Origin of the sequence: Rhodoplanes sp. (assembly GCF_013377085.1) — a bacterium.
GTDB lineage: Bacteria > Pseudomonadota > Alphaproteobacteria > Rhizobiales > Xanthobacteraceae > Rhodoplanes.
This window is the reverse complement of sequence record NZ_JACAAX010000030.1, coordinates 54,488-74,709: the sequence shown is the minus strand read 5'-3', so window position 1 is coordinate 74,709 and position 20,222 is coordinate 54,488. Positions and strand designations below refer to the sequence as shown.

At 67.5% G+C, this 20,222-nt stretch carries 20 protein-coding genes; 14 read left to right on the top strand and 6 right to left on the bottom strand.

The annotated features are described in order from the left end of the window. The first annotated feature begins 543 nt into the window (after positions 1 to 543). The 3 genes from HXX10_RS19710 to gltA all read left to right on the top strand — a co-directional run bounded on the left by HXX10_RS19710 (position 544) and on the right by gltA (position 4,671). A complete protein-coding gene (locus tag HXX10_RS19710) occupies positions 544 to 1,206 on the top strand; it encodes a hypothetical protein (protein ID WP_296524554.1) in 663 nt (220 codons plus the stop codon). Continuing rightward, entirely contained in the window at positions 1,203 to 2,372 is a 1,170-nt protein-coding gene (locus tag HXX10_RS19705) for a plasmid pRiA4b ORF-3 family protein (RefSeq protein ID WP_296524553.1), read from the top strand. The genes HXX10_RS19710 and HXX10_RS19705 overlap by 4 nt, the downstream gene beginning before the upstream one ends. 991 nt (positions 2,373 to 3,363) lie before the next feature. After that, positions 3,364 to 4,671, top strand: coding sequence for a citrate synthase (gltA, locus tag HXX10_RS19700; RefSeq protein WP_296524552.1), 1,308 nt, complete (start codon positions 3,364 to 3,366; stop codon positions 4,669 to 4,671). 90 nt (positions 4,672 to 4,761) lie between these two features. Here gltA and HXX10_RS19695 read toward each other — a convergent pair whose 3' ends face one another. After that, the gene (locus tag HXX10_RS19695) at positions 4,762 to 4,965 is read right to left on the bottom strand and encodes a hypothetical protein (protein ID WP_296524551.1); all 204 of its coding nucleotides are present in this window, start codon (positions 4,963 to 4,965) and stop codon (positions 4,762 to 4,764) included. Positions 4,966 to 5,164: 199 nt separating this feature from the next. Here HXX10_RS19695 and HXX10_RS19690 point away from each other — a divergent pair, with 199 nt between their 5' ends. Together HXX10_RS19690 and HXX10_RS19685 are read left to right on the top strand one after the other, a co-directional pair. Further along, positions 5,165 to 5,965: an ABC transporter substrate-binding protein gene (locus HXX10_RS19690; protein WP_296524550.1), complete on the top strand. Its 801-nt coding sequence runs from the start codon at positions 5,165 to 5,167 to the stop codon at positions 5,963 to 5,965. 18 nt (positions 5,966 to 5,983) lie between these two features. Then, positions 5,984 to 6,205: a hypothetical protein gene (locus tag HXX10_RS19685; RefSeq protein ID WP_296524549.1), complete on the top strand. Its 222-nt coding sequence runs from the start codon at positions 5,984 to 5,986 to the stop codon at positions 6,203 to 6,205. A 33-nt stretch (positions 6,206 to 6,238) separates the two neighbouring features. On the opposite strand, the gene HXX10_RS19680 is transcribed toward HXX10_RS19685, so the two are convergent. Next, entirely contained in the window at positions 6,239 to 7,024 is a 786-nt protein-coding gene (locus tag HXX10_RS19680; RefSeq protein ID WP_296524547.1) for a FadR/GntR family transcriptional regulator, read from the bottom strand. Positions 7,025 to 7,272: 248 nt separating this feature from the next. Between HXX10_RS19680 and HXX10_RS19675 the strand changes: the two genes are divergently transcribed. The 9 genes from HXX10_RS19675 to HXX10_RS19635 all read left to right on the top strand — a co-directional run bounded on the left by HXX10_RS19675 (position 7,273) and on the right by HXX10_RS19635 (position 16,840). Then, positions 7,273 to 8,421, top strand: a complete 1,149-nt coding sequence (locus HXX10_RS19675) for a cupin domain-containing protein (protein WP_296524546.1) — start codon at positions 7,273 to 7,275, stop codon at positions 8,419 to 8,421. Positions 8,422 to 8,495: 74 nt separating this feature from the next. Next, positions 8,496 to 9,626, top strand: coding sequence for a hypothetical protein (locus HXX10_RS19670; protein WP_296524545.1), 1,131 nt, complete (start codon positions 8,496 to 8,498; stop codon positions 9,624 to 9,626). An 8-nt stretch (positions 9,627 to 9,634) separates the two neighbouring features. After that, entirely contained in the window at positions 9,635 to 10,030 is a 396-nt protein-coding gene (locus HXX10_RS19665; RefSeq protein WP_296524544.1) for a RidA family protein, read from the top strand. A 63-nt stretch (positions 10,031 to 10,093) separates the two neighbouring features. Then, entirely contained in the window at positions 10,094 to 10,945 is an 852-nt protein-coding gene (locus tag HXX10_RS19660; RefSeq protein WP_296524543.1) for an ABC transporter ATP-binding protein, read from the top strand. Further along, positions 10,942 to 11,781 (top strand): ABC transporter permease, encoded by an 840-nt coding sequence (locus tag HXX10_RS19655; protein ID WP_296524542.1) that lies wholly within the window; start codon positions 10,942 to 10,944, stop codon positions 11,779 to 11,781. Before HXX10_RS19660 ends, HXX10_RS19655 begins: the two co-directional genes overlap by 4 nt. A 24-nt stretch (positions 11,782 to 11,805) precedes the next feature. Beyond that, entirely contained in the window at positions 11,806 to 12,852 is a 1,047-nt protein-coding gene (locus HXX10_RS19650; protein ID WP_296524541.1) for an ABC transporter substrate-binding protein, read from the top strand. Between the two features lie 14 nt (positions 12,853 to 12,866). Beyond that, positions 12,867 to 13,496, top strand: a complete 630-nt coding sequence (locus HXX10_RS19645; RefSeq protein WP_296524540.1) for a glutathione S-transferase family protein — start codon at positions 12,867 to 12,869, stop codon at positions 13,494 to 13,496. A 145-nt stretch (positions 13,497 to 13,641) separates the two neighbouring features. Continuing rightward, positions 13,642 to 15,327 carry a choline dehydrogenase gene (locus HXX10_RS19640; RefSeq protein ID WP_296524539.1) on the top strand — a complete coding sequence of 562 codons (1,686 nt, stop codon included), beginning with the start codon at positions 13,642 to 13,644 and terminating at the stop codon, positions 15,325 to 15,327. 13 nt (positions 15,328 to 15,340) lie between these two features. Continuing rightward, positions 15,341 to 16,840, top strand: coding sequence for an aldehyde dehydrogenase family protein (locus tag HXX10_RS19635; protein ID WP_296524537.1), 1,500 nt, complete (start codon positions 15,341 to 15,343; stop codon positions 16,838 to 16,840). Positions 16,841 to 17,005: 165 nt separating this feature from the next. Here the strand turns inward: HXX10_RS19635 and HXX10_RS19630 are convergent, their stop codons facing one another. The 4 genes from HXX10_RS19630 to HXX10_RS19615 form a co-directional block, all read right to left on the bottom strand. Then, positions 17,006 to 17,425, bottom strand: a complete 420-nt coding sequence (locus tag HXX10_RS19630) for a VOC family protein (protein ID WP_296524534.1) — start codon at positions 17,423 to 17,425, stop codon at positions 17,006 to 17,008. Positions 17,426 to 17,655: 230 nt separating this feature from the next. Further along, positions 17,656 to 18,267: a pyridoxamine 5'-phosphate oxidase family protein gene (locus HXX10_RS19625; protein WP_296524531.1), complete on the bottom strand. Its 612-nt coding sequence runs from the start codon at positions 18,265 to 18,267 to the stop codon at positions 17,656 to 17,658. Positions 18,268 to 18,294: 27 nt separating this feature from the next. After that, positions 18,295 to 19,020: a DUF1045 domain-containing protein gene (locus tag HXX10_RS19620; protein ID WP_296524530.1), complete on the bottom strand. Its 726-nt coding sequence runs from the start codon at positions 19,018 to 19,020 to the stop codon at positions 18,295 to 18,297. Continuing rightward, a complete protein-coding gene (locus tag HXX10_RS19615; protein WP_296524529.1) occupies positions 19,017 to 20,219 on the bottom strand; it encodes an alpha-D-ribose 1-methylphosphonate 5-triphosphate diphosphatase in 1,203 nt (400 codons plus the stop codon). Before HXX10_RS19615 ends, HXX10_RS19620 begins: the two co-directional genes overlap by 4 nt. Positions 20,220 to 20,222 lie beyond the last annotated feature (3 nt).

The window sequence follows — 20,222 nt, the reverse complement described above, 5'->3', positions numbered from 1 at the left end:
ACCCACGCGCTGGCGACTCCGCCGCGCCGAGCGCGACTGTTGCTGACCCAGAGGTCGACGCCGAGGTCGACCCGGCCGTGCTCGGCACCATCGACCAGAGCGCCCTGACCATCGCCACGCCGAAGCGCTACCGCGACAAGGCCCACCTCGGCTTCGTGGCGCGGCGCCCCTGCCTGATCTGTGGCCGCAAGCCCTCCGACCCCCACCACCTCCGCTTCGCCCAACACTGCGCACTCGGCCGCGAGGTCTCGGACGAGTTCACGGTCCCGCTGTGCCATACCCACCACCGGATGCTCCACTGCTCCGGGAACGAGACAACGTGGTGGACTGCCATCGCGATCGACCCGTTGCCGGTGGCTAACGATCTGTGGGCACGCTTGCGCACTGGAGCGGGGCCACGCCGGCTCCGTGGTCGGCCTCACAGCGTCCCCGTCCCGGACGGCACCACCCGAGAGGTCGGCACTCGTCACCTTCTTCCACTCCACTTTAATCTTACTCGTGTCTAATTCGATCAGAGATGACCAAACCAAATCGAGGATCCGCATGACCGACTCCGAGTCTCGTAAGTTGATTCTGGTGCCCGAATTTCCTCCCGTTCCCAAAGACGTGCGGGCCCTCCTCGGACCCAGTTGGACCGTGGATGGCGAGAAGCCCAGGCACTATGAGGACCTGATCAACCGGATCGGTGCAGCCGTGGGCGCTGTGGACATCATCGACTGGCTGATGGTGAGTGACCTTGTGAACATCACCTGGGACATCCAGCGCTTCAGGCGAGTTCAGGCCAGCACGATCAAGCTTGGACGTCGGCAAGCCATGGAACAGGCACTATTGAAGTGCTTGCCGCACGAGCGAAACCGGAAAACTCTCAAGGACGATGCCGATGTGTTCGCGCAGAACTGGTTCAGGGATGATGAGAAAACGACACCGTACGTCGAATCAGTCATCGCCAACGCCGGGCTCTCCATGGAAGATATCACGTCGATTGCTCTGACGTGCCAGGCCGAAGAGCTCGATCGGATCGATGAGCAGATCGAACGATGCGAGAATCGGCGTGACAAGATCCTCCAGCGGATCGAGCGCCGCCATACGGGCTGGGGGAAGCGCGTTCAACGCGCGGCCGAAGAGACCGTCGATGCCGAGTTCCAGGAGATTGCGCCGGTTGCGTTGAACAGGCCGGCGAACGATGCTTCGGAGCGGCCCTCATGACGAGCGACCGGCAGCGGACTGCCAATCGCGCGAACGCCGCCAAAAGCACCGGCCCCCGCACCAAGGCGGGCAAGCTCGCCGCGCGTGGCAACGCGCGGCGGCATGGTCTCGCCATGTCGGTCCGAAAAGAAGCAGGCGCCGACCAAGACATCGAAAAACTCGCCCATGCCATCATGGGCGAGGAAACCCGGCCCGATCTCTTGGAACTGGCGTATCAGATCGCCGAGGCCGAAATCGACCTGCGGAGAATCCGGCAAGCCCGCGAAACACTCTTCAAGTTGAGTCTGCCGCGGCCGTCCGATCATGCTCCGGTGTCGGGGTCGTGCGTCGAACGTGACGAGCACCAGCCGAACGACGCGGTCCACTTGGCCGAAGCACTGGACTCGGCCGCGCCCGAGCTGATCAGAGCGTCGACCATGAATCCGGCACAAGACGTGGAAGCACGTGCCATCGATCGTTATGAGCGTCGCGCACAGTCGCGCCGGAAATCCGCAATCCGCAAGTTCGATCTGGCGCGTCTCGCAGCGCAGACTGAAGAGCGCCAAGACGAATACCCGGCCAAACGCCAGGGCGGTGGCTCCAAACCGTCACGAAAACGAGCGACGAAGATCGGCAACATCGCCCCCGCTATCGCCCGCGTGAAGATAACGCTTGATTACAACGGTCCGCCAGTCATCCGTCGCATCGAGGTGCCATTCGACATCGACCTCGACCGGCTTCACCAGACCATCCATGCCGCGTTGGCCTGGAGAAACCACCGCCCCTACGAGTTCTACGCTGGCGAGGTCAGATGGGGAATTCCAGATCCCGGCGACCTGGACTTTTGGCTCGACGCACGCACGACGCGCCTCTCTGATGTGATCAAAAAAGTCGGTAGAATGGCGCTGAGATACGGCTACGAATTACCTGATCCCTTGTATTACAGGATCGAGATCGAGCGCCTTGTCAAACCGAAGCCAGGAATTGTCTACCCGCGGCTGATCGCAGCCCGCGGCCGCCGCCCGTACGAATGTGATCTGTCCGACGATCTCCGTCACGAAAGCCACGCCGAGTTGAGGCGATCGATCGCCGAAGAAAAGAAGCTCTGTCGCCCCAATAAGAAACGCCTCGGCCTTGGTGTCGCTGCACTCGCCAACAGGTGGTCGTCAACGCCGGCAGCGAGGTGATCGTGCTCCTGACCGTCGTCCTCACCGGAGAGAGACGGTGAGAGGTCCTTGAGCAGATCGCTGACGTCGCGAGCTGGCGCGCCCCAAGGACTACGAAAACCCTCTCGCCCCGGGGAGGCGCTGCCGTACGCCTCCGGATACCGTGGTTTGGCTGCTCGTGACGGATGTCTTGGCCCTCACCCGAAGAGGGCCTAATGCGGATCGGCCACCGCCGGCTCCATGGATTGGGGTTAGAAGATTATCAAACCGTCAGACAGACCGGACCTCCGGATAATAACGCTACCAACCAGCTCAAGGATTTACCAGGGCAAGAGGCTCTTGGACCAAGCGGCTCGGTAGTCGGCAATGGTGCTAGGATCGGCGCCGATCACGCCGGGGGCTGCGGGACCGCACGTTGATTCCTCGACATCCTCGTTGCCGAAGGATTAAAATCAGTCGACAAAGGAAAATTAACCTAAAGCGTCCGGTCAGTTTTGGCAGAACGAAGCCAAAATCTAACTACCTCACCGGTGCTGGGCTGACTCGTTCGGCACGTTATGCTCGGAGACGTGGAGGTCATGACGCCGACACCGCAAGTCCGTGTAGCGGTACGGGACGACCTGGCCGGCCGCAACGAACGCGAGGTCGCACCATCGAGGCGATCTGTTCGAGGCCCACAATTGGGCCGGCGACGAACCCATCCCAGAGTCGTTCTGCGATCTGGTATTGTCGTCCCGGTTCACCCGCCGTGAGCCGGTTAAGCTGATCGACGTTCGAGCGAAGGACATGGCCCAGTTCCGCGATCTCCGCTAGATAGCGCGCATCCGGGTGCGAGTCGGACGAAGTAAGCAGCCGGACCTTATGCACCGCACCAAATCATGTGCGCCCTCGGGCGTTCGCTTGCGCGGCTGCCGTCGCCTTGCAGCGGTAGGGCGGATGCGGTACCACCTCGGTGTTGGGCACGGCCCCAACCGCGGCACGAGCGTCGACCCCCCTCACATCGAGAATGCCCATGAACGCAGACTCGGGCACCAACCCCAAGACCGGAACCCTCACGATCGGCAACGAGCACCACTCGTTTCCGATCCATCACGGCACCAGTGGTCCCGATGTCCTGGACATCGGCAAGCTGTACGGCAAGGCCGGCATTTTCACTTACGATCCTGGCTTCACCTCGACCGCGAGCTGCGAGTCGAAGATCACCTATGTGGACGGCGACGAAGGCGTCCTGCTCTATCGCGGCTACCCGATCGAGCATCTGGCCGAGCGCGGCGACTTCCTGGAGACCAGCTATCTGCTGCTCTACGGCGACCTGCCGACCGCGGCCGAGAAGAAGGATTTCGATTTCCGGATCACCCGCCACACCATGATCCACGAGCAGATGGTGCGGTTCTATCAGGGCTTCCGCCGCGACGCCCATCCGATGGCCGTCATGGTCGGCTGCGTCGGTGCGCTGTCGGCCTTCTATCACGACTCCATCGACATCTCCGATCCGCACCAGCGGATGGTCGCCTCGATGCGGATGATCGCCAAGATGCCGACCATCGCGGCGATGGCCTACAAGTACACCAGCGGCCAGCCCTTCGTGTATCCGAAGAACGACCTCGGCTATTCCGCGAACTTCCTGCGCATGTGCTTCGCGGTGCCGTTCGAGGAGTACCAGGTCGATCCGGTGCTCGCCCGCGCCATGGACCGCATCTTCATCCTGCACGCCGACAACGAGCAGGGCGCGTCGTCCTCGACGGTGCGGCTCGCCGGCTCGTCGGGCGCCAACCCGTTCGCCTGCATCGCCGCCGGCATCGCCTGCCTTTGGGGCCCCGCGCATGGCGGCGCCAACGAGGCGGCGCTGCAGATGCTGTCCGGGATCGGCACGCCGGAGCGCGTCCCCGACTTCATCCGTCGCGCCAAGGATCCGGATGATTCGTTCCGTCTGATGGGCTTCGGCCACCGCGTCTACAAGAACTACGATCCGCGCGCCCGGGTGATGCGCGACATCTGTCACGAGGTGCTGGCCGACACGGGGGCCGACGATACGCTCCTGCAGGTCGCCATGGAGCTCGAGCGTGTGGCGCTGCACGACGAGTACTTCATCGAGAAGAAGCTCTACCCGAATCTCGACTTCTATTCGGGCATCACCCTCAACGCGATGGGCTTCCCGCCCAGCATGTTCACGGCCGTGTTCGCGCTCGCCCGCACGGCCGGATGGATCGCCCAGTGGATGGAGATGATCTCGGATCCGAGCCAGAAGATCGGCCGGCCGCGCCAGCTCTACACGGGCTCGACCCGGCGCGACTACGTCGACATCAAGCGACGGGGCTGAACGGCCCGCGGTTCCGAGTTGGCTTCAGGCACCCGAGACGGGGCCTGACGTCGGGTGGCCGGCCGTGCCGACGAACGCGGTTGCGGGTGGTCATCGCGCCAGCGCGCGGCGGAGCTCCTTGAGGTCCGCCCCGTCGACCACCGAGGCGAAGTCGCGGCAGTCGAGATCGAGCGTCGAGGCGATTTGCTGGGCGAGTTCAGGGTATCCACGCCGGACGGTATCCGCCAGCACGATGCCCATCCCGAGGATGGTTGCGGAGTGGACCGTGCCGGACATGTCAGCGGCTCTGCGCATGATGGCGGCCTCCTCACTCGCGTTTTGTATAACATGCGGCCATTAACTCTCGATTAAAGCAGCCTTGCAGCCCCGTTGTGAGGTCGGGTGCCGAGGGCGTCGAGATTGCGACTTGCCCGATGGTCATCCGGATCGATAGGCTCGGCGCAAACGTTCAAGCGGCTGCCGGCTCCAAAGCCGCCCGAGGGAGACTCCCAGCATGATTCGAGCGCTCGCTTTGGTCTTCCTTCTCCTGTCTCCATGGGGCGGCGCCGTCGCACAGACCGTTTCGCCGAACGTCGTCGCGGAGCTCGCGCCGCAGGGCAAGCTGCGGGTCGCCATCAATTTCGGTAATCCCGTCCTGGTCCAGAAGGATCCGGCGAGCGGCGAGCCGCGCGGCGTCTCGCCCGATCTCGCCCGCGAGCTCGCCCGCCGCCTCGGCGTGCCGGCCGAGTTCATCGTCTTCGACGCGGCCGGCAAGGTGTTCGAGGCGGTCAAGCGCGGCGAGATCGACCTCGTCTTTCTGGCCATCGATCCGGTGCGCGGCGCCGAGCTCGACTTCAGCGGTCCCTATGTGCAGATCGAGGGCGTCTATCTGGTCCCGTCGGGGTCGCCGCTGAAGAGCCTGGACGAGGTCGACCGCGCCGGGGTCCGCGTCGCGGTCGCCCGCGGCAGCGCCTACGACCTCTATCTCACCCGCGCCCTGAAGCAGGCGACGCTGGTGCGCGAGCAGAACGGCCCCGAGGCGCTGGACATGTTCGCGCGCGACAAGCTCGAGGCCGCGGCCGGCGTCAAGCAGGCGATCGACGCCTTCGCGGCACAGCATCCGGACATGCGTGTCGTCCCGGGCCGCTTCATGGTCATCGAGCAGGCGGTCGGGACGCCGAAGGGGCGCCCAGCCGGCGTGCGTTTCCTGCGCGCTTTCGTGGAAGAGATGAAAGCATCGGGCTTCGTCGCGGCGGCACTCGCGCGCAGCGGCCGGGCCGACGCGACCGTCGCTCCGCCGTCGCCGCGCGATTGAGAGTCGCAGGAGGCCCGCATGGAAGTGGTGCCGCCGTTGATGGAAATCGGGCTCTACGGCACCGTGGTACTCGCCTGCGTGCACCACATCGTCTGGGGCCGCCATCACGATGCGGCGCGGCTCGCCGCCCTCAGGCAGCCGCGCCCGGTGCAAGGGCATCGTTCCGATGAGCGCCCCGGCGCTGCGCCGTCGCGACCGTCACGTCCGGTCGGAGTCTCGGAGCGGACGCGGCGTCAGTGATGCTTTCGATGCGTTCAGGCGCTGTCGAAAACCTCAGTCCGTGAGCGCGGCGCGCGGAAAGGCGGTGTCGATCAGCCGCTGCTGGATCGCCGTCAGGTGCGCCCGCATGGCGTCCTCGGCCAGCGCGGCGTTGCGCTCGGCGATCGCTGCGGCGATGCGGCGATGCGAGGCCGCATAGGTGGCCTGGTTGTTGATGCAGTGCGCGGTCTCGCGGCCGTGCCGCCAGCTTCCGTCCGCGGCCGTCTCCAGCACGGCCTCGAAGATCGCGATCAGCAGCGGGTTGCGGGTCGCCGCCGCGACGCGCCGATGGAACGCCGCGTCCGCCTTCTCGTAGGAGGGCGGGTCGGCAGCGATGCGGCTCGCTTCCGCCGCCTCGAACAGCTTGTCGATGTCGCCCGGCGTCGCGCGCAGCGCCGCAAGCCGCGCCTGCATGGGCTCGATGGCGAGGCGCGCCTCCAGCGTGTCGACCGGATTGGTGAGCTTGGCGAGCTCGCGTACCAGCTCGGACGCGCTCGGACGCGCCTCTGCCACGAAGGTGCCGCGGCCTTGCTGGCGAATGATGCGGCCTTCCGCTTCGAGAATGCCGAGCGCGTGACGCACGGCGCGGCGGCTGACGCCGATCTCGTCGGCGAGATTGCGCTCCGGCGGCAGGCGGCCGTCGTGGCCGAACCGCTCGCTGCCGATCAGGTCGCGCAGGCGCTGCAATGCGACCTGCGACGAATCTGTCGTCTCGTCGCCGTCCGCGATCGTCGCGGTGGTCATCGCCAGCGTCACGCCGGTGCCGGATCTCCGCGTCGCGACCGCGTCGAGGCTGCTCATATTGTTTGCTCCCTGCACGGTGCGGTGCACCAAATGCTGCGCCCGGCGGCGCTGCGGCCGATGCCCGCTGACCCATCGCGACGAATTCGAACATGAATTCAGGCCGCTGACGAAAACACCCCCCGTCCATAGCATGTGGAGCCGGACCATTAAAGCGAATTGGTGCGAAAAAGCTCGTTGACGAATGAACCTTTGATGGTAGCGTTTGCTCATTGGTCCGCCGACGCACCCCCCGATGGAGCCCCTCCATGTCGACGAACGTACATCGTCTCCCCAACCGCGACACGGCTCTCAAGGCCCTCTACGACGAGATCGGCTCGAAGAACATGTTTCCGTTCTGGGCGACCTCGGCGGACGTCCAGAACGACGAGATCAAGCAGCTCATGGCGACCTCCCGGGCGGTGCCATATCTGTGGCGCTGTGCCGAAGACATCGAACCAATCCTCGCGAAGGCGGTCGAATTGGTCACGATGGACGACTCCGAGCGGCGCTCGCTCGTGCTCGTCAATCCGGGGCTGGCGCCCAAGCGCGCCACCGTCAGCACCATGTACACGGCCTACCGGCTCAACGACGCCGACGAGATCATGCCGCCGCACAAGCACTCGCCGAGCGCGGTGCGGTTCGGCCTCAAGGGCAAGGGCAACTTCACCGGTGTCGACGGCGAGAACATCGTGTTCGGCCCGGGCGACCTGGTGCTGACGCCGAACGACACCTGGCACAATCACGGCACCGTTGGGGGCGAGCAGGCCCTCAATCTCTCGGTGCTCGACTTCCCGCTGGTCGAGACGCTCAACGCCGTGCACTTCGATCACCACTACGCCGAGGAGGAGAACGGCGTGATGGTGGAGAAGAAGCAGCAGTCGGAGCGCTTCCCGTCCGACTACTCGCAGCGCATCTACGGCTATGGCGGCCTGATGCCGCGCTTCGCCAGCAAGGAGAAGCGCGGCGCCGGCTTCTCCTCGCCGATGTTCGTCTATCGCTGGGACATGATGCGCGAACTCCTGGAGCGCCACAAGGATTGGGACGGCGACCCCTATGACGCGCTGAGCGTCGAGTATGTCGACCCGACCACCGGTCTGCCGGTGTTCAAGACCATCACGTTCTTCGTCCAGATGCTCCGGCCCGGCGAGCGCACGCGTCCGCAGCGGCAGACCGCGAGCCTGCTGGTGGCGCCGTTCGAGGGCCGCGGCCATTCGATCGTCGAGGGCCAGCGCTTCGACTGGAACGCGTTCGACACGCTGGCGATCCCGGGCGGCTCCTGGTTCGAGCACGTCAACGGCTCGGATCGCGATCCGGTGTTCCTGTTCACGGCCAGCGACGAGCCGACCCTGAAGAAGCTCGACCTCTACAAGAAGTGGGGCAAGGAGAAAGACGACAGCATCGTGCGCCTCTTCTGATCACGTCGTGATCTCGGCGCGGCTCCGCGAAAAGCGGGGTCGCATCCCCCGTGCCGAACCGACAAGAGGCTTCCGTGCTGTCGCAGTCCAACACGACGCTCGTCTCGCATTTCGATTGCCCCGGTGGCGGGCAGGTCTGGGTCGAAGGCACCACCATGTTCGTGGGGCATCAGCGGCCGACCAGCGGCACCACCATCGTCGACGTCTCTGATCCGTCGTCGCCGCGCCATCTGGCGACCATCGAGGTGCCCGACGGCTGGCATTCGCACAAGGTGCGGGTGTCGGGCGACATCATGGTGGTCAACCAGGAGAAGTTCGGAAAGTCGGCGCCCGACCAGATCGGCGGCGGGCTCGCCATCTACGACGTGTCGCGGCCGCATGATCCGAAGCTGATCACGCGCTGGCACACCATGGGCGGCGGCGTCCATCGCTTCGATTTCGACGGCCGCTACGCCTACATCTCGCCGACCGTGCAGGGCTATGTCGGCAACATCGTGATGATCCTGGATCTCGCCGACCCGGCGAAGCCGACCGAGGTCGGCCGCTGGTGGATCCCGGGGCAGTGGGCGGCTGGCGGCGAGGAGTATCCGTGGACCCACTGGGTGGCGCCGCGCTGCCATCATCCGCTGCGCGTCGGCGACCGCCTCTATGTCAGCTACTGGCACCACGGCTTCTTCATTCTCGACATCAGCGACCTGTCGAAGCCCAGGCTGATCTCGCACGCCAACACCAGCCCCAGCTTCCCGCACCCGACCCACACCTGCCTGCGCTTTCCGCAAAAGCTGCACGGCCGCGACATCATGGTGGTGGCGGACGAGGACGTCGCCAAGCTGTGGCCGGCGGCCCCGAGCTTCGCCTGGGTCTACGACATCACCAACGAGCAGGTGCCGATCTCGATCGCCACCTTCCAGGTGCCGGGGCTCGATCTCGACGGCAGCCCGCAGCCGCCGATGACGGGTTGCCACCAGCCCTCCGAGCGCTTCGTCGGCACGGTGGTGCCGTTCGCTTGGTTCGCCCAGGGCCTGCGTCTGGTCGACTTCGCCGATCCTTTCCGGCCGCGCGAGGTCGGCCACTACCTGCCCGAGCCGGCGCCGGGCGCCGATCGCGCTTCGTCCAACGACGTGACGATCGACTCCCGCGGGCTGATCTATCTGATCGATCGCGTCAACGGCGTCGACATCATCGAAACGACCGCCTTCGGCTGAGGACTGCGATGACCGACACGCGCGAAAAGCCAGACGTCTACGCCATCGGCAAGAAGAACCCGAACCTGCCGTTCCATCCGGCGGTGCGGGCCGGCGACTTCATCTTCGTCTCCGGCCAGGTCGCGAAGGACGCCGACGGCAACATGCTGTCGGGCACCATCGAGGAGGAGACGGCCGGCACCATCGAGTCGATCCGCCGGATTCTCGCCGAGGAAGGCGCCGGCCTCGCCGACGTCGTGCGGGTCACCACCTATCTCGAGGATACGCGCGACTTCGGCCGCTACAACAAGGTGTTTGGCGAAAAGTTCAAGGACGCCGTGCTGGCCCGCACCACCGTCGAGGCGCGCGCCGTGATCAACACCAAGATCGAGATGGACGCCATCGCCTACAAGCCGCGGCGCTGACGCGGCGGGCTGCTTCCATGCCGTCGCTGCGGCGACGGAGCGACATCGAGTGAAAGCGCAACCGTGAGCGAGACCGTGCTCTCCATCGACCCGATCCGAGCTGTTCCGACCGCCAAAACGTCGCCGGCTCCGGCGCACATCACGGCGCGGAGCATCAGCGTCGACTTCCGCCACGACGGCATCGTTCAACGCGTGCTCAGCGGCATCGATCTCGACGTCGCGCGCGGCAGCTTCGTCTCGCTGATCGGTCCGTCCGGCTGCGGCAAGAGCACGCTGTTGAAGGTGATGGCCGGGCTGCTCACGCCGAGCGAGGGCACCGTGCAGGTCGGCGGCTTGGCACCCGGCGAGGCGGCGAGGCGCCACATGATCGGCCTCGTCTTCCAGGAGGCGACTCTGCTGCCATGGAAGACGGCACTGGAAAACGCCGCCTTCCTGCTCACGGTCGGCGGACGGGCGACGCCGCGCGACGTCGCGCTCGACCGCGCCATGGCGATGCTGCGTCTGGTCAAGCTCGAGGCGGCGGCCAACAAGCTACCGTCGCAGCTCTCCGGCGGCATGCGCCAGCGGGTCGCCATCGCTCGCGCGCTGGCGCTCGATCCGGAGGTGCTGCTGATGGACGAGCCGTTCGGCGCGCTCGACGCCATCACGCGCGAGGAGATGAGCCGCGGCCTCTTGGAGATCTGGGACCGTACCGGCAAGACCATCGTGCTGGTCACGCATTCCATCGACGAGGCCGTGTTCCTGTCACGCGAGGTGCATGTGATGGCGACCGGGCCTGCCCGCATCATCGAGACGCTGCCGGTCGACCTGCCGGACCGGCGCGACGAGGAGACCTTCAATCTCCCGGCGTTCGGCCGAGCCGAGGCGCATCTTCGGCACCTGCTGATCCAGAGCCATGGCGGAGACGGCGCATGACCGCGATCGATCAGGCGACGATGCGGCCGCGCGCCGTGGCGCGTGGCGTATGGCGCCGCCGCATCCGGCATGCCGGCGCCGAGGTGCTGCCGCCGCTCGCGCTGTTGCTCGCCGTGATCGCGCTGTGGGAATTGGCGATCCGGCTCCTGAAAGTCTCCGCCTTCGTGGTCCCGGCCCCCTCCGGCATCGCGGTCGCGCTGGTGGAGAAGTGGCCGATGCTGCTCGACGCGTCGCGCATCACGGCGGTCGAGATCTTCACCGGCTTCGTCCTCTCGGCCGTCGTCGGCGTTGCGGTGGCGCTGACCATCGTGCGGTTCGAGCGGTTCGGGCGCGCACTCTATCCGCTGGTCGTGCTGTTCCAGACCGTACCCAAGGTGGCGCTGGCGCCGATCTTCATCCTGTGGTTCGGCTACGACCTCGCCCCAAAAGTGGTGCTGATCGTCGTCATCGCCTTCTTCCCCGTCGCGATCGACATGATGCACGGGCTGCAGTCGGTCGAGCCCGGGTTCATCGCGCTGATGCGCTCGGTCGGAGCGCGGCGCAGCGAGATCCTGCTGCGCGTGCAGATTCCATATTCGCTGCCGCACCTCATGGCCGGCCTCAAGGTCGCCGTCACGCTCAGCGTCATCGGCGCCATCGTCGGCGAGTTCGCCGGCGCATCGGCCGGTCTCGGCTACGTCATCCAGCTCGCCTCGAACCAGCTCGACACCGGCCTGGTGTTCGCGGCGCTGCTCGCCGTGTCGATCCTCGGGCTCGCCTTCTACTACGCGATCGAGCTCGCCGAGCGCCTGCTGGTGCCGTGGTCGTCGAAATACGATCCGCTGCACCGAAGCTGACGGTCCCCCCCTTCGAGAGGAACCATGACGATGCTCGACCGCTGGAAAAGAGACGTTCGTTCGGGTCGCGCCGCCCTGTTCGTCGCCGCGCTGCTGTCCGGCGCGAGCCTGGGCGCGGCGAACGCCGCCGACGCCGTGAGCGTGCAGCTCGACTGGGTCGTTCGCGGCAACCACGCGATGTTCTTCGTCGGCAAGGAGAAGGGCTATTTCGCCCAGAACGGCATCGACGTGACGGCGATCCGGCGCGGCACCGGCTCGTCCACCACCATGCGCATGGTCGGCAACGGCAATGCCGAGTTCGGCTTTGGTGACCTGCCGACGCTGGCGATCGCGCGATCGCAGGACGTGCCCGTGGTGGCACTCGCCGCCGTCAACCAGAAGAGCCCGATGGCGATGATCTCGATCGCCGCCAAGCACAAGCTCACCAAGCCGCAGGATCTGAAAGGCCTCACCCTCGCGGTGCAGCCGAGCGGTTCGACCGCGATCTTCACCCGCGCCTTCTTCGCCGCCAACGGGCTGACCGATGAGGACGTCAAGCGGGCCACCGTGTCGCCGCCCTACGAGAACTTCCTGCTGCTCGGCCGCGTCGATGTCGTTCCCGGTTATGTCGATGCCGAGGTGCCGGAGCTCGAGGCGCATGCGGGCGGTCCGGGATCGCTGTCGATCCTGTACGGCTCCGACTGGGGCTACAATGCCTACGGCTCCGGCCTGCTGACCTCCGAGAAGCTGATCGCCGACAAGCCCGATCTCGTCCAACGCTTCGTCACGGCCTACCTGCAGGCCTTCAAGTCCGTCGTCGAGAACCCGGCGGAAGCCGTGGACATCGTGATCCGCGCCAATCCCGAATACGAGCCGAAGCGCGACGTGCTGCTCAAGCAGATCGAGGCCGACATGAAGGCCTCGTTCTTCAGCGACGACACCAAGGCGAACGGCATCGGCGCGATGAACAAGGCGACCTGGGAGGCGACCACCAAGACGCTGCTCGACCAGGGCGCGATGAAACAGCCGATCGACGCGTCGGCGACCTTCGCCGGACAATTCGTCAAGGCGGCAAACGCGCTGCGCCGTTGAACAGGAGGAAACAGATGCTGAGACTGCTCGGACGTCAGACGTCGGGTAACGTGCAGAAGGTGATCTTCCTGCTCGAGGAGATCGGGCTCGCCTATGTCCGCGAGGACTACGGACGCCAGTTCGGCAACACTACCACCGAGGCCTATCGCAAGCTCAATCCCAACAGCAAGGTTCCGACCCTGATCGACGGCGAGGTGGTGATCTGGGAATCCAACACCATCCTGCGATATCTCGCCGCCCTGCACGCGCCCGAGCTGACCGGGGCGACGGCGGCCGAGCGCACCTATGTCGAGCGGTGGATGGACTGGTTGCTCGCCTCGGTGAACACGCCCTATGTCGCCGTCTTCAAGGACGCCAAGAAGCCGGCCGAGGAGCGTAGTGCCGACTTCGCCGCGCAGAGCGCCGACCTCGTCGCGCAGATGAAGATCCTCGACGGCCACCTGTCCGGCCGCGGCTTCCTGGCGCTGGAGCGCTTCACCATCGCGGACGTCGCGCTCGGGCCGATCGTCAAGCGTTGCCTCGACTTCCCGATCGATCGGCCCGAGCTGCCGGCGCTCAACCGCTGGCAGGGCTCGATCGACAGCCGCCCGGCCTTCGCGGTGGCGACTGGCGCGCGGCCGAGCAGCCTGACCAGCGCGGCCTGACACCACCCTTCACCAACTCCGACTCGTCATGCGCGGGCTCGACCCGCGCATCCATCACTGAAAAGAAGAGCCTCTTGCGAGGTTTGATGGATTGCCGGGTCAAGCCCGGCAATGACCACGACGGTCGATGACGGTAAGGACCGGGATGACACGTGAGATCGGGCACGGCCGGATGACGGTGCGCAGCGTCGACTATGTGATCGTCGGGGCGGGATCGGCCGGCTGCACGCTCGCGGCGCGGCTGACCGAGGACCCCAATGTGCGCGTGCTGCTCTTGGAGGCCGGCGGATGGGACCGCGATCCGCTCATCCACCTGCCGCTCGGCTGGGGCCGCATCCTCCAGCAGCGCCGGCACGACTGGGGCTACGAGACCGAGCCCGATCCCTCCACCGGCAATCGCCGCATGGAATGCATGCGCGGCAAGGTTTTGGGCGGGTCGTCCTCGGTCAACGCCATGGCCTATGTGCGCGGGCACCGGTCCGACTACGATCGCTGGGCCCGCAACGGCGCGCCGGGTTGGTCCTATGGCGACGTGCTGCCCTATTTCCGACGGCAGGAGAGCTGGGAGGAGGGCGCCAGCGCCTATCGGGGCGGCGACGGGCCGCTCGCCACGCGCCGTTCGCGCTACGCCGATCCGCTGATCGGCGCCTATGTGGAGGCGGCCGCGCAAGCCGGCATCCCCTACAACGAGGACTACAACGGCGCCGAGCAGTATGGCGTCGCCCGCATGCAGATGACGATCCGCAACGGCCGGCGGGCGAGTGCCTCCTCGGCCTATCTGCGGCCGGTGCGGTCTCGGTCCAATCTCACGCTCGAGGTCGGCGCGCTGGTGCGGCGCGTCGTGATCGAGGGCGACCGCGCGGTGGGCGTCGAGTATGTGCGCAACGGCACCGTCGACACGGTGCGGGCGGAGCGCGAGGTGATTCTCTGCGGCGGCGCCATCGCCTCGCCGCAGCTTCTGATGCTGTCCGGCATCGGCGCGCCGGACGAACTTTTCGCCCACGGCATCGAGGTCCGGGCCGCCCGCCCGGCCGTCGGAAGGAACCTGCAGGATCATGTCGCCGCGCTGCTGAACTATGGCCGGCGCACGCCCGGTCCGGTCCACCGCGCCATGCGGATCGACCGGCTCGCGCTGGCGCTCGGGCAGGGCATCTTGCTCGGCACCGGCTTCGCCACCGACCTGCCCGGTGGCCTCACGGCCTTCCTGAAGACCGACCCGGCGCTGGCCGTGCCCGACACCCAGATGCTGTTCATCGCCGGTCCGCTCGGCGCCGCGCCCTACTGGCCGTGGCAGGCCGGCTTCGCCGACAGCTTCTCGTGCCGCATCGTGCTGCTGCGGCCGGAGAGCCGCGGCACCATCACGCTGCGCTCGGCCGATCCGGCCGCGCATCCCGTCATCCGCCAGCCGCTGCTGGCGACCGAGCGCGACTGGGCGACCATGCGGCGCGCCGTGGCGCTGTTCCGCGACATCGCGCGGCGGCCCGCGCTCGCGCCCTTCACGACCGGCGAGATCGGCCCGCTCGCCACGGCGGGCGACGCCGACCTGGAGCGCGTGGTGCGAGCAACGGCCGTCACGGCGCATCATCCGTCGGGCACGTGCCGTATGGGCGCCGCGGAGGACGACACCGCCGTGGTCGATCCCGCGCTGCGGGTGATCGGCCTTCAGGGCTTGCGTGTGGTCGACGCCTCGGTGTTCCCCGATCTGGTCGGCGGCAACATCAATGCCGCCGTGATCATGATGGCCGAGCGCGCCGCCGACCTGATTCGCGGCCGGGTCGTATCGGTGCAGCGTGAGCGAGCCGGTGCAGAGTCGGCCGTCGCCGTAGCATGAGGACGCCGCCGCCATGAATACTCCGATCGCACCGCACTCGCTGAGCGCTCTCTCGCTCAATCTGCCGACCGCGCGCGGCACCTATTTCGGCGGTGCATGGCACGCGCCGAAGAGCGGGCGCAGCGTCGACCAGATCAATCCGGGCACCGGCGATTCGCTCGGCTCGGTCGCCGATTGCGGGGCCGAGGACATCGACGCCGCCGTCGCGGCCGCCAAGGCCGCCTTCAAGGACTGGCGCCGCGTGCCACCGCTGGAGCGCGCCAAGATGCTGCGCGAGGTCGCCCGGGTGCTGCGTGAGAACGCCGGCGAGCTCGCCATGATCGATGCGGCCGACTGCGGCAACCCGGTCGCCGAGATGATCATGGACGCGACCATCGCGGCCGCCCAGGTCGAGTTCTTCGCCGGCCTCGTCACCGAGATGAAGGGCCACTCAATTCCGATGGGGCCGGACCGGGTGAACTTCTCGGTGCGCGAGCCGCTCGGCGTGGTCGGCCGCATCGTGCCGTTCAACCATCCGTTCATGTTCATCGCCGGCAAGTCGGCGGCCCCGCTCGCCGCCGGCAACACCGTGGTGATGAAGCCGCCCGAGCAGGCGCCGCTGTCGTCGCTGCGGCTCGCCGAGCTGATCGACGGGCTGCTGCCGCCCGGCGTGCTCAACCTGGTGCCGGGCGGAAAGGAGGCGGGCGCGCGGCTCGCCAGCCATCCCGACATCGCCAAGATCGCGCTGATCGGCAGCGCCGCGACCGGTCGGGCCGTGATGCGGGCCGCCTCCGACACCCTGAAAGGCGTGCTGCTCGAGCTCGGCGGCAAGAACGCGCTGATCGCCTATCCGGACGCCGATCCCGATGCGGTGGCGGCCGGCCTCGTCGGCGGCATGAACTTCACCTGGTGCGGCCAGTCCTGCGGCTCGACCAGCCGCGCCTTCATCCACGAAAAAATCCACGACGCCGTGCTGGAGCGGGTGAAGACCCGCATCCGTCACTGGAAGCCCGGCATCCCGACCGATCCGTCGACCACCATGGGCGCGATCATCTCGAAGGCGCAGCACGACCGCGTGCTGGGCTACATCGAGTCGGCCAAGGCCGAGGGCGCGCGGCTGCTCACCGGCGGCGGGCGGCCGAGCGATCCGGCGCTCGCCAAGGGACTCTACATCGAGCCGACCGTGTTCGCCGACGTGCTGCCCTCGATGCGCATCTTCAAGGAAGAGATCTTCGGGCCGGTGGTCGGCGTGATCAGGTGGTCCGACGAGGCGACCATGATCGAGCAGGTCAATGCCGTCGAGTATGGGCTCACTGCGTCGATCTGGACCAACGACCTCACCACGGCGCATCGCACTGCGGCGGCCGTCGAGGCCGGCTTCATCTGGGTCAACGACACCAGCAAGCATTTTCTCGGCACGCCGTTCGGCGGCTACAAGCAGTCCGGCATCGGCCGCGAGGAGTGCCTGGAGGAGCTTTTGTGCTTCACCCAGGAGAAGAACATCAACATCAATCTGGCCCCGCCCGGCCGGTGAGGGCAGGGTCGGGCGACAGGTCGCCGTCATTCCGGGGCGCGCCGGAGGCGCGAACCCGGAATCCAGCGACGAAGTCTGCTTGTGTGACTGGATTCAGGGTCCGACGCTTCGCATCGTCCCGGAATGACCATCAGACGGGTCGGTCGCTTCCGTGAAAGTCTTCGCTCACACCGTCGGCTGCGTCACGATCATCCAGGACACGCCGAAGCGGTCGGCGACCATGCCGAAGCGGGAGGCGAAGAAGGTCTTGCCGATCGGCATCTGCACCTGGCCGCCGTCGGCGAGCGCGGCGAACAGGCGATCGGCCTCGGCGTCGCTGTCCACGGTCAGCGACAGCGAGACGCCCTGGAAGGTCGGCTTGCCCATGCAGTTGCCGTCGGAGGCCATCACCTCGGTCTCGCCGATGCGCATCGCGGCGTGCATCACCTTGTCGGCCGAGCTCGGCGGCAGCATCTCGGGGCGCGGCGAGTCCGGGTTGTCCTTGAAGCGCATCAGCATCAGCAGCTCGGCGCCGAGGACCTTCTGGTAGTACGCGATCGCCTCGTCGCAACGGCCGTCGAAGAACAGATAGGGCTGGACTTTCATCGTTGGCTCTCCTCTGGCCGTTGCGATGAGGTTTCGGTCGTTCCGGGCCCGCTTGCTTTGAGCCGCCGCCCGGGCCGGACGGCGGCGCGTCATCGTCGAGGACGCACGGTCCGGCGTCGACCCGACAACCGTACCGGACTTTATTTTCGGCTGCGGACGCCGGTCCGGCGAAGCCACCTCATGCGAGCAGTCGCGTCGGCTTGCGCGGTCGAGGACCGCCGCCGCCGGGATCACCACAGGGTGCGCTGCGCCCGCGCGGGCCAAGCTTGGTCGTAGTCGTCGCCGCCGACCCGGCCGGCGCTGAGCGCCGCGAGGATCTGCCCCGGCGTCGGTAGCGTCGTGGGATCGACATGCAGGGCGGGATTCCACAGGGCGGAGCGGACGATCGCGCGGGCGCACTGGAAGAACACGGTCTCGACCGCGACGACGACCACGGAGCGGGGCGCCTTGCCGTCGACCGCGAAGGAGGTCGTCAGCTCGGCGTCGGTGGTGACGCAGGCGCGGCCGTTCACCCGCAGCGTGTTGCCGATGCCGGGGATCAGGAACAAGAGCCCGACGCGGGGGTCGCGCACGATGTTGCGGAGCGAATCGGCGCGGTTGTTGCCGCGCCGGTCCGGCAGCATCAGGGTCCGCTCGTCGTGGATTCGCACCACCTCGCCGCGGTCGCCGCGCGGCGAGCAGTCGAGCCCCTCGGGTCCGGCGGTGGCCAGCACGACGAAGGGCGAGTGCTCGATCAGGACCCGATACTGCGGCGTGATCCGGTCGACCTCCTTCACGGTCGAGGTCTCGTCGGTCGCGCCGTAGATCGCTTCGAGCTCAGCGATGGTGGTGATCCTCGCCATTGGCGGCTCCTCGGTCGGTCCGGTCGTTCAGCCGGGCTGCGCCGGCGCTGTCGCGCGCTCGCACAGCGGCGCGGTGACGAGCACGCGGAAGCGAGCGTCCGGCGTGTCTTGCCGCAGCAGCACGATCCGGTCGATCGCCAGCGGTCCGCGGCCGTGACGCTTCTCCACGAGGCCCGTCATCTGCTCCATGACGGCCGGGCGGCGTTCGTCGGGCAGGCGGCCCGTCAGCGTCATGTGGAAGCGGAACTCGGCGAACACGTAGGGATAGCCCCACTGCTCGAGGTTCTCACGCTCGCGTTCGCCGGCGATCGAGGTCAGCCGCCGGGCGCGTTCGGCGGCCGTGAGCGGAGCGCGGAAGCGGTCGAGCCGGGTGACGCAGTCGGCGGCGAGCCGGTCGAGCGCGGGCACCCGGACGTCCGGCACGATCGCGACGAAGCCGCCGATGCTGCGCACCACCGGGCGGATCGACGGAATGTCGGGCTGCTCGGCGGCGACCCGCTGCACCGCGTCGCGCAGGCCGGCTTCGTCGCAGCCCGGCGCCAGCCGGAACGGCGCCTTCAGGGTGGCGTGAAAGCCGTAGCGCCGCGGCTCCTCGGTCAGCGTGGCCCAGTCGGCCGGCAGGTCGGCGTCGACGGGCGGCGGCACATCCGCGCCCGTGTAGACGTCGTAGCCGAGCAGCGCGCGGCCCAGCCGGTACAGAACGCCGTCGGGCGGCGGGACGAAATAGATGGCATAGCGTGGCGCGCCGCTCACGGCAGAGCTCCTTGCAGGCGGGCCGGGTGGCGCGCGGGAGCGCGCATCAGGCGATCCGCCTCGACCAGATGGACGATGCGGCCGGCCGCGATGGTCGCGACCAGCCGGGGCCGCTGCGCCGTGGCGTCGACCAGCAGGAGGTCGGCGCGCAGGCCGGGCGCGATGCGGCCACGATCGAGCAGCCCGGCCGCGGCGGCGGGCGCCGCCGAGACCAGGGCCCAGGCGCGCGCCAGCGGCAGCGTCCCGTCCGCCGCCAACCGGAACGCGGCGAGCAACTGGGCCGGATAGTAATAGTCGGAGGCGAGCACCGAGCACAGGCCTTGCGCGATCATGTCGCTCGCCCGGGTCCAGCCCGTGTGGCTGCCGCCGCGCACCACATTGGGCGCGCCGAGCACGATGGCGTCGCCGCCCGCCGCCGCCTCCTGGGCGGTCTCCAACGTGGTCGGGAACTCGGCGACCCGGCAGCCGAGCGCGCGATAATGAAGGCGCTGCTCCGGGCTCGCATCGTCGTGCGACAGCATCGGCACGCCACATGCCTCGGCTGCGGCCGCGATCCGCGCCACCGAGCCGGGCACCTCGCTCCGGCGCTCGCGGACACGCGCGGCGATCCGCAGGAACTCCTCGCGCGAAACGCCGGACCGCTCGACCATGCGGGCGAGGCTCTGCTTGCGGGTCATGCCCTCGGCTGTCGCGGCCATGTGGTCGTTGAAGGCCAGGATGTCGATCCGCTTGTCGGAGAGCCATTCCACGATCGTCGCTTCGGCGTCGAGATTGAACACTTCGTGGCGCAGATGAAAGCGCGTGTCGGCCGAAAGCGTCGGCCGCAGCCGCTCGATCGCGGCGAGCAGCCGACGCGCATTGTCGGGTCCGCGCAGGCCCGGCTCCCACGACCAGGTGACGCCGTGGAACACCGTGGTGATGCCGTTGGCGACCGCCTGGCGATCGCTGTCGGCGAGCGCGACGTCGATCGGAAAGTCGACGCCGGGCCGCGGCATGATCTGGCGCTCGAAGGCGTCACCGTGGATGTCGACGATGCCGGGCAGCACCAGCAGCCCGCTCGCGTCGACGACGCAATCATCCGCGACCTCCGGCGCAACGGCGAGGCCGTCGGGTGAGGCCGCGATCGTCTCGGTGACGAAGCCGTCGTCGATCAGGCACTGGCCATCCGCGATCGTGAGGCCGGCCGCAGTGCGCGCCATGAG

Excerpts from the sequence above, each read along its gene's own strand:
- HXX10_RS19710 (WP_296524554.1), top strand. The coding sequence starts at position 544 with ATGACCGACTCCGAGTCTCGTAAGTTGATTCTGGTGCCCGAATTTCCT.
- HXX10_RS19705 (WP_296524553.1), top strand. The coding sequence starts at position 1,203 with ATGACGAGCGACCGGCAGCGGACTGCCAATCGCGCGAACGCCGCCAAA.
- gltA (WP_296524552.1), top strand. The coding sequence starts at position 3,364 with ATGAACGCAGACTCGGGCACCAACCCCAAGACCGGAACCCTCACGATC.
- HXX10_RS19695 (WP_296524551.1), bottom strand. The coding sequence starts at position 4,965 with ATGCGCAGAGCCGCTGACATGTCCGGCACGGTCCACTCCGCAACCATC.
- HXX10_RS19690 (WP_296524550.1), top strand. The coding sequence starts at position 5,165 with ATGATTCGAGCGCTCGCTTTGGTCTTCCTTCTCCTGTCTCCATGGGGC.
- HXX10_RS19685 (WP_296524549.1), top strand. The coding sequence starts at position 5,984 with ATGGAAGTGGTGCCGCCGTTGATGGAAATCGGGCTCTACGGCACCGTG.
- HXX10_RS19680 (WP_296524547.1), bottom strand. The coding sequence starts at position 7,024 with ATGAGCAGCCTCGACGCGGTCGCGACGCGGAGATCCGGCACCGGCGTG.
- HXX10_RS19675 (WP_296524546.1), top strand. The coding sequence starts at position 7,273 with ATGTCGACGAACGTACATCGTCTCCCCAACCGCGACACGGCTCTCAAG.
- HXX10_RS19665 (WP_296524544.1), top strand. The coding sequence starts at position 9,635 with ATGACCGACACGCGCGAAAAGCCAGACGTCTACGCCATCGGCAAGAAG.
- HXX10_RS19655 (WP_296524542.1), top strand. The coding sequence starts at position 10,942 with ATGACCGCGATCGATCAGGCGACGATGCGGCCGCGCGCCGTGGCGCGT.
- HXX10_RS19650 (WP_296524541.1), top strand. The coding sequence starts at position 11,806 with ATGACGATGCTCGACCGCTGGAAAAGAGACGTTCGTTCGGGTCGCGCC.
- HXX10_RS19645 (WP_296524540.1), top strand. The coding sequence starts at position 12,867 with ATGCTGAGACTGCTCGGACGTCAGACGTCGGGTAACGTGCAGAAGGTG.
- HXX10_RS19640 (WP_296524539.1), top strand. The coding sequence starts at position 13,642 with ATGACACGTGAGATCGGGCACGGCCGGATGACGGTGCGCAGCGTCGAC.
- HXX10_RS19635 (WP_296524537.1), top strand. The coding sequence starts at position 15,341 with ATGAATACTCCGATCGCACCGCACTCGCTGAGCGCTCTCTCGCTCAAT.
- HXX10_RS19630 (WP_296524534.1), bottom strand. The coding sequence starts at position 17,425 with ATGAAAGTCCAGCCCTATCTGTTCTTCGACGGCCGTTGCGACGAGGCG.
- HXX10_RS19625 (WP_296524531.1), bottom strand. The coding sequence starts at position 18,267 with ATGGCGAGGATCACCACCATCGCTGAGCTCGAAGCGATCTACGGCGCG.
- HXX10_RS19615 (WP_296524529.1), bottom strand. The coding sequence starts at position 20,219 with ATGGCGCGCACTGCGGCCGGCCTCACGATCGCGGATGGCCAGTGCCTG.